This window comes from Ruegeria sp. CH5 (assembly GCF_056537025.1).
In genome coordinates this window covers 22,194-36,295 of record NZ_JBQFQT010000005.1, presented here as the reverse complement: position 1 = coordinate 36,295, position 14,102 = coordinate 22,194, and the positions used below count along the sequence as shown (strand labels likewise).

General features: G+C 58.9%; 19 protein-coding genes and 1 tRNA gene. 10 read left to right on the top strand and 10 right to left on the bottom strand.

Annotation, left to right across the window (positions count from 1 at the left end; translation table 11 throughout):
• The first annotated feature begins 37 nt into the window (after positions 1 to 37).
• The 4 genes from ACR0JC_RS15025 to ACR0JC_RS15010 all read left to right on the top strand — a co-directional run bounded on the left by ACR0JC_RS15025 (position 38) and on the right by ACR0JC_RS15010 (position 1,924).
• Positions 38 to 478, top strand: coding sequence for an excalibur calcium-binding domain-containing protein (locus ACR0JC_RS15025; RefSeq protein WP_093963397.1), 441 nt, complete (start codon positions 38 to 40; stop codon positions 476 to 478).
• 160 nt (positions 479 to 638) lie between these two features.
• On the top strand, positions 639 to 929 hold the full coding sequence (locus ACR0JC_RS15020) for a hypothetical protein (RefSeq protein WP_170343257.1): 291 nt from the start codon (positions 639 to 641) through the stop codon (positions 927 to 929).
• 27 nt (positions 930 to 956) lie between these two features.
• Complete coding sequence (locus ACR0JC_RS15015) at positions 957 to 1,514, top strand: lysozyme (protein ID WP_170343256.1); 558 nt, start codon at positions 957 to 959, stop codon at positions 1,512 to 1,514.
• A 56-nt stretch (positions 1,515 to 1,570) separates the two neighbouring features.
• Positions 1,571 to 1,924: an MmcQ/YjbR family DNA-binding protein gene (locus ACR0JC_RS15010; protein ID WP_170343255.1), complete on the top strand. Its 354-nt coding sequence runs from the start codon at positions 1,571 to 1,573 to the stop codon at positions 1,922 to 1,924.
• Here ACR0JC_RS15010 and ACR0JC_RS15005 read toward each other — a convergent pair.
• The 3 genes from ACR0JC_RS15005 to uvrB all read right to left on the bottom strand — a co-directional run bounded on the left by ACR0JC_RS15005 (position 1,921) and on the right by uvrB (position 5,923).
• Positions 1,921 to 2,628, bottom strand: coding sequence for an ORF6N domain-containing protein (locus tag ACR0JC_RS15005; RefSeq protein ID WP_170343254.1), 708 nt, complete (start codon positions 2,626 to 2,628; stop codon positions 1,921 to 1,923). The two genes, ACR0JC_RS15010 and ACR0JC_RS15005, sit on opposite strands and share 4 nt — an antisense overlap.
• A 408-nt stretch (positions 2,629 to 3,036) precedes the next feature.
• The gene (locus tag ACR0JC_RS15000; protein ID WP_170343253.1) at positions 3,037 to 3,678 is read right to left on the bottom strand and encodes a hypothetical protein; all 642 of its coding nucleotides are present in this window, start codon (positions 3,676 to 3,678) and stop codon (positions 3,037 to 3,039) included.
• Positions 3,679 to 3,733: 55 nt separating this feature from the next.
• On the bottom strand, positions 3,734 to 5,923 hold the full coding sequence (uvrB, locus tag ACR0JC_RS14995) for an excinuclease ABC subunit UvrB (RefSeq protein ID WP_170343252.1): 2,190 nt from the start codon (positions 5,921 to 5,923) through the stop codon (positions 3,734 to 3,736).
• A 160-nt stretch (positions 5,924 to 6,083) separates the two neighbouring features.
• Here uvrB and ACR0JC_RS14990 point away from each other — a divergent pair, with 160 nt between their 5' ends.
• From ACR0JC_RS14990 to ACR0JC_RS14980, 3 genes are all read left to right on the top strand, one after another.
• Positions 6,084 to 6,395, top strand: coding sequence for an ETC complex I subunit (locus ACR0JC_RS14990; protein ID WP_093963390.1), 312 nt, complete (start codon positions 6,084 to 6,086; stop codon positions 6,393 to 6,395).
• Entirely contained in the window at positions 6,396 to 6,872 is a 477-nt protein-coding gene (locus ACR0JC_RS14985) for a GNAT family N-acetyltransferase (protein WP_170343251.1), read from the top strand.
• A 21-nt stretch (positions 6,873 to 6,893) separates the two neighbouring features.
• Positions 6,894 to 6,970: transfer RNA gene (locus tag ACR0JC_RS14980), tRNA-Arg, on the top strand.
• A gap of 392 nt (positions 6,971 to 7,362) precedes the next feature.
• Here ACR0JC_RS14980 and ACR0JC_RS14975 read toward each other — a convergent pair.
• The 4 genes from ACR0JC_RS14975 to ACR0JC_RS14960 form a co-directional block, all read right to left on the bottom strand.
• The gene (locus tag ACR0JC_RS14975; protein ID WP_170343250.1) at positions 7,363 to 7,737 is read right to left on the bottom strand and encodes a YidH family protein; all 375 of its coding nucleotides are present in this window, start codon (positions 7,735 to 7,737) and stop codon (positions 7,363 to 7,365) included.
• Positions 7,738 to 7,862: 125 nt separating this feature from the next.
• Entirely contained in the window at positions 7,863 to 8,363 is a 501-nt protein-coding gene (locus ACR0JC_RS14970) for a Dps family protein (protein WP_170343249.1), read from the bottom strand.
• Positions 8,364 to 8,432: 69 nt separating this feature from the next.
• Positions 8,433 to 10,058 carry an acetolactate synthase large subunit gene (locus tag ACR0JC_RS14965; protein ID WP_170343248.1) on the bottom strand — a complete coding sequence of 542 codons (1,626 nt, stop codon included), beginning with the start codon at positions 10,056 to 10,058 and terminating at the stop codon, positions 8,433 to 8,435.
• Between the two features lie 51 nt (positions 10,059 to 10,109).
• Entirely contained in the window at positions 10,110 to 10,271 is a 162-nt protein-coding gene (locus tag ACR0JC_RS14960) for a DUF1328 domain-containing protein (protein ID WP_093961673.1), read from the bottom strand.
• Positions 10,272 to 10,394: 123 nt separating this feature from the next.
• Here ACR0JC_RS14960 and ACR0JC_RS14955 point away from each other — a divergent pair, with 123 nt between their 5' ends.
• Positions 10,395 to 10,679, top strand: a complete 285-nt coding sequence (locus ACR0JC_RS14955; protein ID WP_170343247.1) for a hypothetical protein — start codon at positions 10,395 to 10,397, stop codon at positions 10,677 to 10,679.
• A 166-nt stretch (positions 10,680 to 10,845) separates the two neighbouring features.
• Here ACR0JC_RS14955 and ACR0JC_RS14950 read toward each other — a convergent pair whose 3' ends face one another.
• The gene (locus tag ACR0JC_RS14950) at positions 10,846 to 11,700 is read right to left on the bottom strand and encodes a formate/nitrite transporter family protein (RefSeq protein WP_170343246.1); all 855 of its coding nucleotides are present in this window, start codon (positions 11,698 to 11,700) and stop codon (positions 10,846 to 10,848) included.
• Positions 11,701 to 11,887: 187 nt separating this feature from the next.
• Between ACR0JC_RS14950 and ACR0JC_RS14945 the strand changes: the two genes are divergently transcribed.
• On the top strand, positions 11,888 to 12,079 hold the full coding sequence (locus tag ACR0JC_RS14945) for a PLD nuclease N-terminal domain-containing protein (RefSeq protein WP_093961670.1): 192 nt from the start codon (positions 11,888 to 11,890) through the stop codon (positions 12,077 to 12,079).
• A 94-nt stretch (positions 12,080 to 12,173) separates the two neighbouring features.
• Here the strand turns inward: ACR0JC_RS14945 and ACR0JC_RS14940 are convergent, their stop codons facing one another.
• Complete coding sequence (locus ACR0JC_RS14940) at positions 12,174 to 12,572, bottom strand: hypothetical protein (protein ID WP_170343245.1); 399 nt, start codon at positions 12,570 to 12,572, stop codon at positions 12,174 to 12,176.
• A 63-nt stretch (positions 12,573 to 12,635) separates the two neighbouring features.
• Between ACR0JC_RS14940 and ACR0JC_RS14935 the strand changes: the two genes are divergently transcribed.
• A complete protein-coding gene (locus tag ACR0JC_RS14935) occupies positions 12,636 to 13,385 on the top strand; it encodes a Crp/Fnr family transcriptional regulator (protein ID WP_170343244.1) in 750 nt (249 codons plus the stop codon).
• 87 nt (positions 13,386 to 13,472) lie between these two features.
• Here the strand turns inward: ACR0JC_RS14935 and ACR0JC_RS14930 are convergent, their stop codons facing one another.
• Positions 13,473 to 14,042, bottom strand: a complete 570-nt coding sequence (locus ACR0JC_RS14930; RefSeq protein WP_170343243.1) for a PRC-barrel domain-containing protein — start codon at positions 14,040 to 14,042, stop codon at positions 13,473 to 13,475.
• Between the last annotated feature and the right edge of the window lie 60 nt (positions 14,043 to 14,102).

The window sequence follows — 14,102 nt, the reverse complement described above, 5'->3', positions numbered from 1 at the left end:
CTCGGCTTTGCCACATAGTTGGTGTATCGCCAAGCTTATGAAGCTGAAGACAACCGTATACAACGAACCCGCGCAAGATCCGCGCTTGGCACGTCGACAGCGCAAGGCTGATGCCCTGCGCCGACATGCGCTGTCCCCGCTGCGCATTCTGCTGATGGTGCTGGCCCTGCCGCTGACGACGGGGATGATCGCGCTGGGCGTATATCTCCGGACCTCGGATCTGGAGCGGACCGAAGCCGTGATGCACCTTGTGGCGCTGGCTGGTTGCGACGCGGCACGCTCCGTTGGTCTTGGACCGATGCGCGAGGGACAGCTTGGGTACCACAAACGCAACGACCCTGACGGCGACGGGATCGCATGCGAGTCCAGTGTCCGGGCCGCGACGCGGTCGGCTGTGCCGGTCCAGGCACCTGCGTCCACGCAAAGCGCGGCGCCCAAACCCCGGGCTGTCGGAAACGCCAAATTTGTCCGCCCCTGAAGGTCCTTGAAGACGCCTATCTTCATGGTTGAACCTTTTCTCGCACATGATCGCGTTGCCTGTGTCCCTGCGTGATTTGGGCAGGACGTGGTAGGATCATACCGTCCGCTGGCAGTTTGCCGCGGTTCGGGGTCTGGACCCCATGCGAGGGAGGATAACTATGTTTGCACGCGTTACCCAGTTCAAGATGAAGCCCGGCACCCGCGAGGCCGCCACGGCCCGAATGAACGATCTTAAGGATCAGATCATGGGCATGCCCGGTATGCACTGCTTTACGAATGTGATGAACGAGGACGGCAGCGGCTATGTGATCTCGGTCGTCGAAAGCGAGGCGACATCAAGCGCAAACGCCCCCAAGGTTGCCGAGTTGTGGGGCCAGTTTGCCGAGTATCTTGAAGGACCTCCGACGCCGATGGGGTATGATGTCATCGCCCACTGGGACAAGGGGTGATATTGGCCGCCACTCGGGGATGGCCTGATGCCTTACAAGATCACGCCACGAATAGCCGCCGAGCTTATCTCGCACGAAGCGATCGTGCGCGAGGCCTATCTGGATTCCGTTGATGTCTGGACCTGGAGCGTGGGGATCACGTCGGCCTCGGGCCACACGGTCTGGCCGCGCTATCTGGACAACCCTCAGACATTGCGGCGCTGCTTTGAAGTGTATGAGTGGGCTATCCGCACCAACTATCTGCCTGCTGTGGAAACGGCCTTTGCCGGCCACGCCCTGACCGAGGCGCAGTTGGGCGCGGCCTTGTCCTTTCACTACAACACCGGGGCCATAGACCGGGCCGTTTGGGTGCGCAGATGGAAGGCCGGGGATGTGGCCGGCGCTCGACGCGCGATCATGTATTGGCGGCGGCCGCCTGAAATACGCCCGCGGCGGCGCAAGGAGCGCGCTCTGTTCTTCGATGGCGTCTGGTCGGGCACGGGCACCGGAACCGAGTACCAGGTGCGAAAACCGTCCTATCGGCCAGACTGGTCCAGCGCGGCGACGGTGCAGATCGGCGACGTTCTGCAAGACCTGTTCGGTTAGGCCCGACAGGTCATGCTTGCTTGCGAAATCCTTGCCGGCCCGTCAGGATCGGCGTCATGACCCGAGACGAATTCAACACCTTCTGCGCCTCCCTCAAGGCCACAAGCCACGTCGTGCAGTGGGGCAATGCGGATGTGTGGAAGGTGGGCGGCAAGGTGTTCGCGATCTGCGGCTGGAACGACGGCACGGACGCCTTTACCTTCAAGGCCACCGACCTGGCCTATGAGGTGCTGCAGGATCAGCCCGGCATCCGGCCCGCGCCCTATCTGGCCTCGCGCGGCATGAAATGGCTGCAGGTTTATGACGAACGCGGGATGAGCGACGCGTCCCTGCGCGACCACATCGTGACGTCCTACGAGATGGTCGTGGCCAAGCTGACGAAAAAGATGCGGGCCGAGCTGGGGCTTTAGCCCTTCATCGCCTGCAGCAGCTCGATCAGCCGCTTGCGGTCATCGTCATCGGCATAGTCGCCCGCGGCCAGACGTTCGGCGATGCGCAGGCGCAGACGCTCGTGCTGGGTGCGCACTTCCTCGCCCGCGGTTTCGGCCAAGGTCTTCATGATCACCGCCACCGCCTGCTGGCGCTTGGTGGTGGGGTTGGCGATGTAATCGACCAGGCTCTGCTGCCCGGAATCGAGGATGTTTTCGGCCAGCGCCCGCAACTGCTCGCCATTGGGCAGCAGCGGGGCGGGAGTGCCTTCGGGCGGAAGGACCTCGGGCGCGCTACGCGGGGTTTCAGCCAGGGCGTTGGCGCCGTCGACGAAGGCCTCGGTGATCATCCGGGTGATCTTGATCGCACGCGGGTCCTTGAACAGGGTCGAGGCGATGGCCACGCCGTAATCGGTATAGACCCACGGATTGACCCGCCGCCCACCGCGGCCTTTGGGCTTTGAAATCACATTCCGTGATATCAAATCGGCGACCTCGGCATCGGTCAGCTGAAAGCGGTAGCCCTCGAACAGGTCCTTGTTGCGCGCGACGGCCTGATTGAAGGCGCTCACGGATTTTCCGTAGAACCGTGCCAGATCCTCGGCCAGCACCACGCGGGTGCCGCGCACCCGGTGAATGGCGCTTTGGACCTCATGCGTGGAGGGCAGGTTCTTGGCGTTTGTCATGGCACCCGTTTGGAATCACAATTTGTGATTTCAAACGTGGAGGAGGGAGGGGTGGGGTGCAAGGGTGGCGTGTGAGGGACGAGCAGAATAGGTGATTTCACCCAACCTAGGCTTGCGGCAGTTGCTCGCCTTAGTGATAAATTTCAACAATCTCTGTTGCAAGCAGGATAAATCGGCCACTTTGAGCAGCAGGGCAAAGTAAACCGCCCTCTAGCTTCCGAAGTGCGTGCAATAGCTCTTAGGGCATCATACAACTCAAACTCGCTTACTTCGAAACTCGAATTTTCGCGGTTTTCTTGTGCGTACAGTTCCAATAGCCACTTGCGGTGTCTTGAAATAAATCCAATGCCAGTAACTTCCTCTGAACGAAGCTGTTTAAACGCTGAATCGAAACGGCTACGGATTAGTTTATCTTCCATTATGAACTCTCAATACTATAAACTGCTTATTTGATAACTTATTTCCATCGTTTGTTTGAACCGCAACACGATAGAACCCATTAAGAATAGAGTCAGGGACAATCCATTGCGCTGTTCTAAGGTCGCTTTGAAGTGTTTGATGATATTTTGTTGGAGGAGGGTCTTTATGTGGAACGTCTTCTTGTTCAACAATCCAATGCCACCGCAAATGATCACCGTCGTTGTCGCTCGCTGTAGCGGACAAAGAAACTATTTCGTTAGGAGAAACGGTATACTTATCGGCGGTAACAGAAAGAATCTCTGGCTTGGAAATTCGATCTGAAAATATATTCCCACAAATAAAAATAAAAAGTGATAGTAAAGACAAGAATGCGAAATTATTCCCAAGCCCTGTTGTGCGCACAGGGGCGTTTTCACCAGATAGAGACGATAGATGGAATGCAAATGAGAGAAAAACAAATGCTAAAAAAGCTAGCATCCAAAAAGAGTATAGAAAAAAATCTAGTACATAGGGAGGAGATATCGCACTGAATATCGTAGGAAAGAGAATAACAGAACCTGCTACTACGCCGAGAACGTAGCGAGTTGTAGATTCGTAGTTCACAGTTCCTTCAACGTTGCTCTTTTCCATACTCAGAAACTTACGCAAAATTAGTAGTAGTTCAAGGAAACTATTTGGAAAGACGCTAGTGACGCTTCCGCCTCTTGACATTCCCACCCCGCTGCCCCGGCCGTCCGGCCGTTGACCGCCCCTGCGACCGGACCGCGTCTTCCGAGGCCTTCTCGACCGCCCATTGCCGCGCCATGGGGTCGTCGGCGACGGCCAGATCGACCGCTTCCAGGCGCTTGATCTCATCCCGGATGCGGGCGGCTTCTTCGAATTCCAGGTTCTCGGCCGCCTTGCGCATCTGCTCGCGCAACCCGTCCAGATGGGCCTCGAGGTTGGCGCCGTGCATCGGTTTGTCGATGGTGGCGGTGACGCGGTTCATGTCCACGTCGCCGGCATAAAGCCCGGCCAGAACGTCCTCGACATTCTTCTTCACAGTCTCGGGCGTGATGCCGTGTTCCTCGTTATAGGCGATCTGCTTGGCGCGGCGGCGGTTGGTTTCCTCCAGCGCGCGCTCCATGCTGCCGGTGATGCGGTCGGCATACATGATCACGCGGCCCTCGGCGTTGCGCGCGGCGCGGCCGATGGTCTGGATCAGCGAGGTTTCCGAGCGCAGGAAGCCCTCTTTGTCGGCGTCCAGAATGGCGACCAGCCCGCATTCGGGAATGTCGAGCCCCTCGCGCAGCAGGTTGATGCCCACCAGCACGTCGAACGCCCCCAGCCGCAGGTCGCGCAGGATCTCGATCCGCTCGATCGTGTCGATGTCGGAATGCATGTAGCGGACCTTGATGCCTTGTTCGTGCATGTATTCGGTCAGGTCCTCGGCCATGCGTTTGGTCAGCGTGGTGACCAGCGTGCGGAACCCCTTGGCCGAGACCTTGCGCACCTCGTCCAACAGGTCGTCGACCTGCATCTCGACGGGGCGGATTTCGACCTCGGGGTCCAGAAGGCCCGTGGGGCGGATCACCTGTTCGGTGAAGACGCCGCCGGTCTGCTCCAGTTCCCACTTGGCCGGGGTGGCGCTGACGAAGACCGACTGCGGGCGCATGGCGTCCCATTCCTCGAACTTCAGCGGGCGGTTGTCCATGCAGGAGGGCAGGCGGAACCCGTGTTCGGCCAGCGTGAACTTGCGCCGGTAGTCGCCGCGATACATGCCGCCGATCTGCGGCACGGACACGTGGGATTCGTCGGCAAAGACGATGGCGTTGTCGGGGATGAATTCGAACAGGGTCGGCGGCGGCTCCCCCGGTGCCCGGCCGGTCAGATAGCGCGAGTAGTTCTCGATCCCGTTGCAGACGCCGGTGGCCTCCAGCATCTCGAGGTCGAAATTGGTGCGCTGTTCCAGCCGCTGCGCCTCGAGCAGTTTGCCCTCTCCGACCAGTTGGTCGAGGCGCTGGCGCAGTTCCTGTTTGATGCCAAGGATCGCCTGCTGCATCGTCGGTTTCGGCGTGACGTAGTGCGAGTTCGCATAGACGCGGATCTGCTCCATCGTGTCGGTGCGCTCGCCGGTCAGGGGGTCGAACTCGGTGATCGCCTCCAGTTCCTCGCCGAAGAACGAGAGTTTCCACGCGCGGTCTTCCAAGTGGGCAGGCCAGATTTCCAGGGAATCGCCCCGCACCCGGAAGCTGCCGCGCTGGAAGGCCTGATCGTTGCGGCGGTATTGCTGGGCCACCAGATCGGCCATCACCTGTCGCTGGTCGTATTCTTCCCCGACCTTCAGATCCTGCGTCATCGCCCCGTAGGTCTCGACCGAACCGATGCCGTATATGCACGAGACCGAGGCCACGATGATCACGTCGTCGCGTTCCAGCAGCGCCCGGGTGGCCGAGTGGCGCATCCGGTCGATCTGTTCGTTGATCTGCGATTCCTTCTCGATATAGGTGTCGCTGCGCGGCACATAGGCTTCGGGCTGGTAGTAGTCGTAGTACGACACGAAATATTCGACCGCATTGTCCGGGAAGAAGCCCTTGAACTCGCCGTAAAGCTGGGCCGCCAGCGTCTTGTTGGGGGCCAGGATGATGGCGGGGCGCTGGGTTTCCTCGATCACCTTGGCCATGGTGAAGGTCTTGCCGGTGCCCGTGGCACCCAGCAGCACCTGATCGCGCTCGCCGTCCAGGACACCGGCGGCGAGTTCCTTGATGGCCGTTGGCTGGTCACCCGCCGGTGCAAACTCCGTATGCATGACGAACCGCTTGCCGCCCTCGAGCTTCAGGCGGGCGCGGACATCGTCGACGGTCAGCTGGGTTTTGTCAGAATGTGCATAGGGCATCGGCAGGCTCCGCTTGGGCTTCTTACATTTGTTCTTATTTTGTCCGCATGCAACCCCTGCAGCGCCGGTCATTTGCATGGCCCTGCGGCATTTGCAATCTTGTCCCCGCCCGCACTCTGACGCATAAACGGTCGCGACCAACCGAGTATGGAGAGGCGACATGCGCGCACGGATTTACCAGCCTGCAAGAAATGCGATGACGTCGGGTATGGCCAAGACCCGCAAATGGGTTTTGGAATTCGCGCCTGCGTCGGCGCGCGAGGTTGATCCGCTGATGGGCTGGACATCGTCTTCTGACACGCAATCCCAGGTTCGCCTGAAGTTCGACACCAAGGAAGAAGCGTTGGACTATGCCAAGGATCATGGCATCGAAGTTCTGGTCAGCGAACCGCACAAGCGCAAACCCAACCTGCGCCAGCGCGGGTATGGCGAGAATTTTGCAACAGACCGCCGCGGTCCCTGGACCCACTGAATGATTGACATCCGCGAAGCGGATCCGACCTCGGCTGCCCTGCGGCCGGTGGTCGAGGCGCATTTCGCGCACAGCGAAACCGCGGGACCCGCCGAAAGCAATCACACGATGGATGCCGAGGCGCTCTCTGGGCCGGGTATTCGGTTCTGGGCCCTGTTTGACGACGACGAGCCTGTGGGGTGCGGCGCATTGAAGGCTTTGCCGGACGGGACGGCCGAGGTGAAGTCGGTCCATATCCTGGCCAAAGCACGTGGGCGCGGTTTGGCGCGGACGATGATGAACCACCTGGCCGAATGCGCACGCGCCGACGGAATCTCTGCTCTGGTTTTGGAAACCGGCGCTGCCCATCTGGCCGAGTACGACGCCGCACGCAAACTCTATGAAGCGTTGCGATACAGCTATTGCGGTCCGATCTTTGGGTATCGGGACGATCCCAACAGCGCGTTCATGCGCTTGGCTCTTGAACCCCGGCCCTAAACCGATCAAGAAGGGCCCAGCGGTCCCGTAGCTCAACTGGATAGAGCAGCTGACTTCTAATCAGCAGGTTGAGGGTTCGAGTCCTTCCGGGATCGCCAGTTCCTGATCCTAGTGACGTTCGACATCCAAAGTCCGTTTTTGCGACAAAAAAACGGTTTTTTGAGTTGCCCCCGAACCTGCTTTGCCTTTAGCGCTGATCTTTCAACGGCTTATTCGCGATGCGGCGGTTTATTCAATCTGACCGGGTCCGATAGCACAGCCGCAAGCCGTTGCGTGATCATCTGGACCGGTATGCCGAAGTTCTGTGCCCAAGCGGGCACTGCACCCGCTGCGGCGGCAAAGCAAGCCGAAACCCCGATCGGGCAATGGCGTCTTCACTACACTACCGTCAGGCCACCTAGCGCATTGGCTAACTTCTGCCCGCATCAGAAAGAATCGCTCGATGGGCCGAAGGCCCGCGATGATATGAAAATCGAACGGGCCACCTCACTCAGACAAGCCACAACACAAGGCAACATGCGATTGATCCGAGGGACAGGCTTCCAACAACCAATTGCAAGTGGAAGCGGGACGCCGGTTGAGCGCTGTGCGCTTCCAATCGGGAATACACGCGGCGGGCGTTCATCCAGGCTCCCCAATAGATCAGCAGCGAGATCAAAACAAAAAGAGTGGCTGCGGCTTTCGCCAGCCACTCGGGCTCGACGGCGGAAAACACGGCCTTGAGGCCAAGGGCGATGGCCACGCAGGCCATTCCGGTTCTCATCCAACCCGCAAACGTGCGCTCATTTGCCAAAATGGTGCGGTCTTCGGCCCAGTCGGTCCGCTCCTCGGCCAAGTTTTGGCTTTTCGTGTTTTTGTCAGACATTGCCGCCCTTTGGACTGGTCACCAGATCAGAATGTGCAGGCTTGCCGATTTTTTCGGCAAGCCTGCGCAAGACCTTAAACGCGCACGGTTGGGTCGCAAAACGACACCCGCGCCCGGGCACCCCGTCAGCTTGATTTCGAGATCGCCCGCAGCATCCACGCTGCCTGCTCATGAAAAGCCGAACGTTCGGTCGCCAGATCTTCGGTCACGACGTCTTTGCGGCTTCCTGCAAGCTCGGTCAGGGCGTGCAGGCGGTGCGCCACTCGTTCGTGATCAGCAGCCAGATCTTCGATCATGTCGGCGGCGGACAGGTCCCCTTCGCGATCCTTGATGGCCGAGAAATCGAGGATGTCGGACATGCGCGAGGGTGCCAGATGACCCAGCGCGCGGATGCGTTCCGCGATCTCATCAGCGGCGGCGAACATGTTTTCGTACTGTTCTTCGGTCAGCTTGTGAATCGAATAGAACAGCGGGCCTTCCACGTTCCAGTGATACGCATGTGTCTTGAAGGTCAGCCGGTAGGTATCGGCCAGAACATCAGCCAGACCCTTGGCCAAGGGCGCGGTGTCGCGCACGCCAGTGGAAACGGGGTTTTCGTTCGAGACAACGTTCAATGCGTCGGTCATGACAACTCCTTTTTTCTACTGGGGAAGAAACGCCCAAAAACGGATTTGGTTCCACTTTCGGCGGAAAAATCAGGTGACGGTGGGCATCCCGCCATCAGCCGAATAGTCGACCGATACCCGCAGCAAGGTTGGAACGGCGACGTCAGCCGCCGCCTGCAGCGCAGGAGCAAGTTTGCTGTGACTTTCGATATCGTGGTAGACCCAGCCAAAAGATCGGGCCAGTGACTCCAAATCGGGGTTGCCGAAGGAAAACTCGCGCGCACCAGGTTGTTTTTCGTCGATCAGACCATAGCCGTTGTCTTCCCAGACCAGAACGGTTACGGGCACGCACAACCGGGCCGCCGTCTCCATCTCCTGGACGTTCATCAGGAAATCCCCATCACCGCAAACGGCGATCACCCGACCCTCGTCCAACAGACGGGCCGCCTCGATCGCTCCGGGCAGCGCAAGGCCCATACCGGCCAGGCCGTTCGGAATGATGATTTGCCCCGCCCGGCGCGCTTGAACCTTGCTGGCGACCCAAAGTTTGTGCAGGCCAACCCCAGACAACAGAACGTCGCTTTCGCAAAGCGTTTCGGAAATCGCCTGACAAATGTCCGACGGCGCGACACAAGCGGCATCGGGAGGTGTTGGTCCACCTTCCAGCGAGGCGTCAATCCTCCGCTGGAGATCTTTGAACCAGCTTTGCGTGGGACGTTCGGCCGTGGCCTTCGCCAGAACGTCGATGCAGTGCGGAAGGTCGCCTGTCAGAGCGGCCTTTACCGGCCAGTCCACATCAACAGTCGAGGCCACGTCCGAGATCTCGAGAACCGGCTTCTTACCGCCCATCGAAATGTTCGAGGGTGGATATTCAACCGGGTCAAACCCGATGGCAATGATCAGATCGCACAGGTCGAAGGCTTCAGACGCCAATTCCTTGCCCGGCTGACCGATCGAATGCAGCGAGAGCGGGTGCCCCGGAGGCAAAACGCCTTTGGCCATGAATGTCGTGACGACCGGGGCAGAAAGGCTTTCCGCAAGTGCCCGAACGTCGCCTGCGGTGCCGGATCGGATCACCCCATGTCCTGCAAGGATCAAGGGCTTTTTCGCCTCGGCCAGCAGGCGCGCGGAACGGATGACCGCATCGGCCGCCGGTCGCACCTCGGCTGGCGGCGGCGCCACGAAAGGTTCGGCCAGAATCGGGACCTCGGCCAGATCTTCGGGCAGGGAAAGATGGACGGCTCCGGGTTTGTCGATCTTGCTCAATCGCACGGCCTCGGCCACGACTTGGGGAATTTCATCCGCGACCATCAGCGTTCGGCTCGACTTGGTGACTGGCGCGAAGAGCGCTTCGAGATCGATGATCTGATGGCTTTCGCGGCCCAGCCTGGACCGGGCGCCTTGCCCTGTGAGGGCGATCAGCGGCACATGGTCAAGCGTGGCGTCAGCCACACCGGTGACAAGGTTGGTCGCCCCAGGCCCAAGTGTCGAGAGGCATACCGCCGGGTTCCCCGTCAATCGACCGTGAACCGATGCCATGAACGCCGCCGACTGCTCGTGCCGGCACAGGACGAAGTCGATGCTCGATTTGTCGAATGCGGCGATCAGATCGGTTGTTTCCTCACCCGGAACACCGAATGCACAGGTCACGCCGTTGGCTTCCAGGCAGGCAATCAGCAATTCGGCGGCTGTTTGGGTATGGACGGCATCTTTCATAGGGCTTTGAACCTCGGGGTACTGTTTCAGGGAGTGCGGATGCGCGGGGGCTTACCCACGGATCAGCCGCAAGATCAGCGAACCGATGAACAGGACCAGAAAGATCACGAAAAGGATCTGCGCGATACCGGCCGAGGCCGACGCGATGCCGCCAAACCCGAAGATGCCAGCAACGATAGCAAGTGCGAAAAAGATCAGCGCCCAAGACAACATGGGATTTCCTTTCATTTTTGTAACTACTGACGGGTCAACGCTTGGAACCCCAGATTGGTTCCGGATCATTTTAGTGGAACCTTTGGCGACCGCCCGCGTTCGGTCGATGAAAGGAGATCTGACATGACACAGAAAACGGCGAAGAAGGCCCCTCAGGACACTCCCCATGTCGAGATGGCGGCGCGGATTGACGAAGTGGCCAAGGAGGCCAAATCAGCATTGGAAGATGGCGTAACCGCAACGCGTGACACGTTGAAGACGGCGCGCGATGAGGCGCAAAAGCAGCTGACACTGACATCCGAGAAAAGTGCCGCATTCGTGCGTGAGAACCCAGGCTTGGCAATGGTCGGAGCGTTGGGCGTGGGTGTCCTACTGGGCCTCGCGTTGCGCAAGGCCAACCGCGGCTAGGACACGCGGTACACTGCGACCGATATGGGCATCGAATACGTATTTCCGGCCATGCTCGGCTTGGGTTTGGCCGGTCTACTGATCTGGTTTTTCATCAGGAATCGCTGACAGCGCTATTCGTCACTGCCACGCCAACCAGCCCGCCATCCCAAAGACCCAAAGCGCCTCAGCCGCGCTTTGGGTCTTCTTCTATTTCGGGTTTGATCTGGGCGTAGGCCAGCATCGTGAAGACAGCGGTTCCTCCGATGATGTTGCCGGCGAGAACGGGCAGGAAAAAGCTGAAAACGGCTGCGCCTACTGGCAACTGCCCCTGAAGCATCAGAACCGCCATTTCCACCGAACCGGCAACGACGTGGGTAAAGTCACCGGCCGCAATCATCCAAGTGAAGATTACGATGACCAGCACCTCGTTGTTCTGTGCCGAAGGCAGCATCCAAACGATTGCCGCAATCAGGATCCCCGCCGGTATTCCGCGCAGAAAGCCAACCCAAGCGCCCATGCCGGTGGCGTGGTGGCTCAGGTCGTTGATGACCGAGACGAGTTCGGGTGACAACACCGGCGTATGGATCAGGAAGGCAGATATCGCAAACGCCCCAAGCACATTGGCACCCAGTACGATTGCCCACAGCCTGGCGGTTTTGGTGAAGCAGGCAACGGACGGGTTTATCATGGCTGGAACCACAGTCGTAATCGTGTTTTCGGTGAACAGCTGCATCCGCCCCAAAATGACCAGGACAAAGCCGAGAGAATAGCCGAGGTTCTCGATCAGGAACCGACCGCTGGTGTCGGGCAGATGTGCCCGCAAGATCGCTTCGCCCAGCACCGAAAAGCTGATCAGCACTCCTGCGGCAATCCCGGACCAGAACAACGCTTTGGTCGGGCGATCCAGTTCCTCCTCGCCGTTTTGGCGGATGGTCTCGAATATCAGGCGCGGAGACAGCCCAGACGCTTCTTCGACCGCTTCGCGCTCGCTTTCTTTCTCGACAAGATCTTTTCGCGGCGCTTCGTGTGTATCGGACATTTTGACCCCATGTATCGACCTTCAATCCCAACGTTCTGCCGGTCGTTTTGGTTCCGTCAGGCGAAGAAATCCTCAAGACTTCTACGAGAACTGGGACCACACCCAGATCCTTGTCGGGAACTTTCAGCCACCTATCGCGTTGTATCCTCGTAGGAACAACGACACGTAATTCGAAAGGAACTTCGGTATGGTGGAAGTCTATGGCATTGGCGGTCTGATCGTCCTGGTTTTGTCGATCTGGGCCATTATCTCGATCATCGGTTCGTCTGCGACGACCGGTGCAAAAATCCTGTGGGTCCTTTTCGTTCTGTTGCTTCCGGTCATCGGATTCATCTGCTGGCTGATCTTTGGCCCGAAGGCCGCGCGCAGCGCGATCTGATCAGTTCGGAAATTGTCAGTACAAAACAAAGCGCGGCATCGGCCGCGCTTTTTTCGTTCAAGGATCTTGGGGCCACAATGTGCCCTGCGCCGTTTCACCCAGGATCAGAACCGATCTTCAAGCCGTTCCCACTGAAATCAATGGCTGCGATCTTGCGTGCAAGATCTGCAGCCGTGAAAGGCCGTGTCAGAGCCGCGCATTCAAATTGAGCTTGCACCTCGGGGGACGGGTCCAACAGCAACAGTGCACTGCCGCGTTCAACCAACAGCCGCGCGACGGCATTGAATGACGTCTCACTTCTGCGATAGCTCAGAACGCCTAAGGCCGGGGCGAATTTGGGATCCTGCCAGAAATGCCCGCCCGCGTGCAGCTCGCGGATATGGACAATGCGATCGGGCGAAACTCCGGGGATGGCGTCACTGATGTCCGCTGCTTCGATAAAGTTTTCCGTAACAATCAAAACATCTGCTACGCTGCGGGAAGAGGCTTCCATAAATACCATCCTGAAATCTGTTCGATGCCACCGTAGGGCAATCCCGCAGCGCCGCAATAAACTATGACACAGCAACAAACAATTTCTCTGATCGCATGTGCGGACTGTCCGCTGAGGCAGATGGATGTCTTCCTGCCGTTCTCGGGAGACGACCTGCGGTTCATGCAGGATTTCAAAACTGGCGAGATGCAGGCCGAACCCGGAACACAGCTGTTCATCGAGGGTGCGAAATCCGCGCATTTGTTCACGGTTTTAAGCGGGATGGGCGTTCGTTACAAAACGCTGGAAAACGGTCGTAGGCAGGTCATCGGCTTTGTGCTTCCCGGCGATCTGGTCGGGTTGCAGGCTGGGGTCATGGGCGAGATGCGGCACTCCGTCGAAGCGACAACTGCGATGCGGCTGTGCGTGTTCAATCGCTCGCGGCTGTTCGAGTTGTATCAGAACCAGCCTGATCGGGCCTTTGACCTGACATTCCTGGCAGCCGTCGAAGAGCATTTCCTGGGCGACGCCCTGACGACCGTTGGCCAGCGCGGCGCGATCGAGAAGATCGCGTGGAGCCTGCACCGCTTCTACACAAGGTCGCAGGCCGTCGGATTGGCCAAAGGCTTGCGGTGTCCGCTGCCCTACCGGCAGCAGGATCTTGCGGATGCGTTGGGCTTGTCGCTGGTTCACACGAACAAGACCCTGCGCCGGCTGAAGGATCTCGGTCTGGCCGAGTGGTCCAACAATGTGCTGCAGATCAACGATCTTGAGGGTCTGGCCGAGCTTGGCTTGGTCGAAATCAACGAAGCCGTTCCGCGCCCGCTGATCTAATCGCGGCGGATGGACGGGAATTAAAGAACCGCCGACCGAAAAATCGGCCGGCGGCTTGATCACATGCTTTGCGACTGAGGAGCCGTTTTATGACCCTTCGTAGGCCGGCATGTCCTTCAGCATCTCCTTGTCCGCGTGAACAAAGGCATAGGTGGTGTCACCATCGACTTCACGCATCAGCGACACGCGCGAGAAATCGATCAGAACATCCTTTTCCCCCAAGCCGAGGAACCCGCCGACGCCGATCACGGCCCCATCGACCGTTCCGTCCATGTCGACGACGACCTCTTCGATCTCGCCGATCCACTCTTGCGAGACGTCATAGACGCGCATGCCGGTCAGGTCTTCGGCCGGGATAGTGCCCTGGGCAACGGGGACATAACCCTCGATGTCGATGGTGGTAGGATCGGCCGCATCGGCCATCTGCCCGGCTTTTTCGCTGATGTACTCACCGGTTGCTTCGGCTGCTTGGTCGACGTCTTCCGCCGTGTTCTGCGCAGCATTCTTGATGTCCTGCGCGGTATTCGACAGCGCATCACCGGCTGCCTCGGCTGCCTCTTCCAGGTTCTTGCCGACTTCTTCGACATTCGAGCTTTCTGCATAGGCCGATGCCGACATCACCAGAACGATCGAAGTTGTGGTCAGAAAACGTTTCATTGCTCACTCCTTTGGTCTGTTCTGACCGCGTTTCCCGCGGTCTTGTTTAACAAACGAATG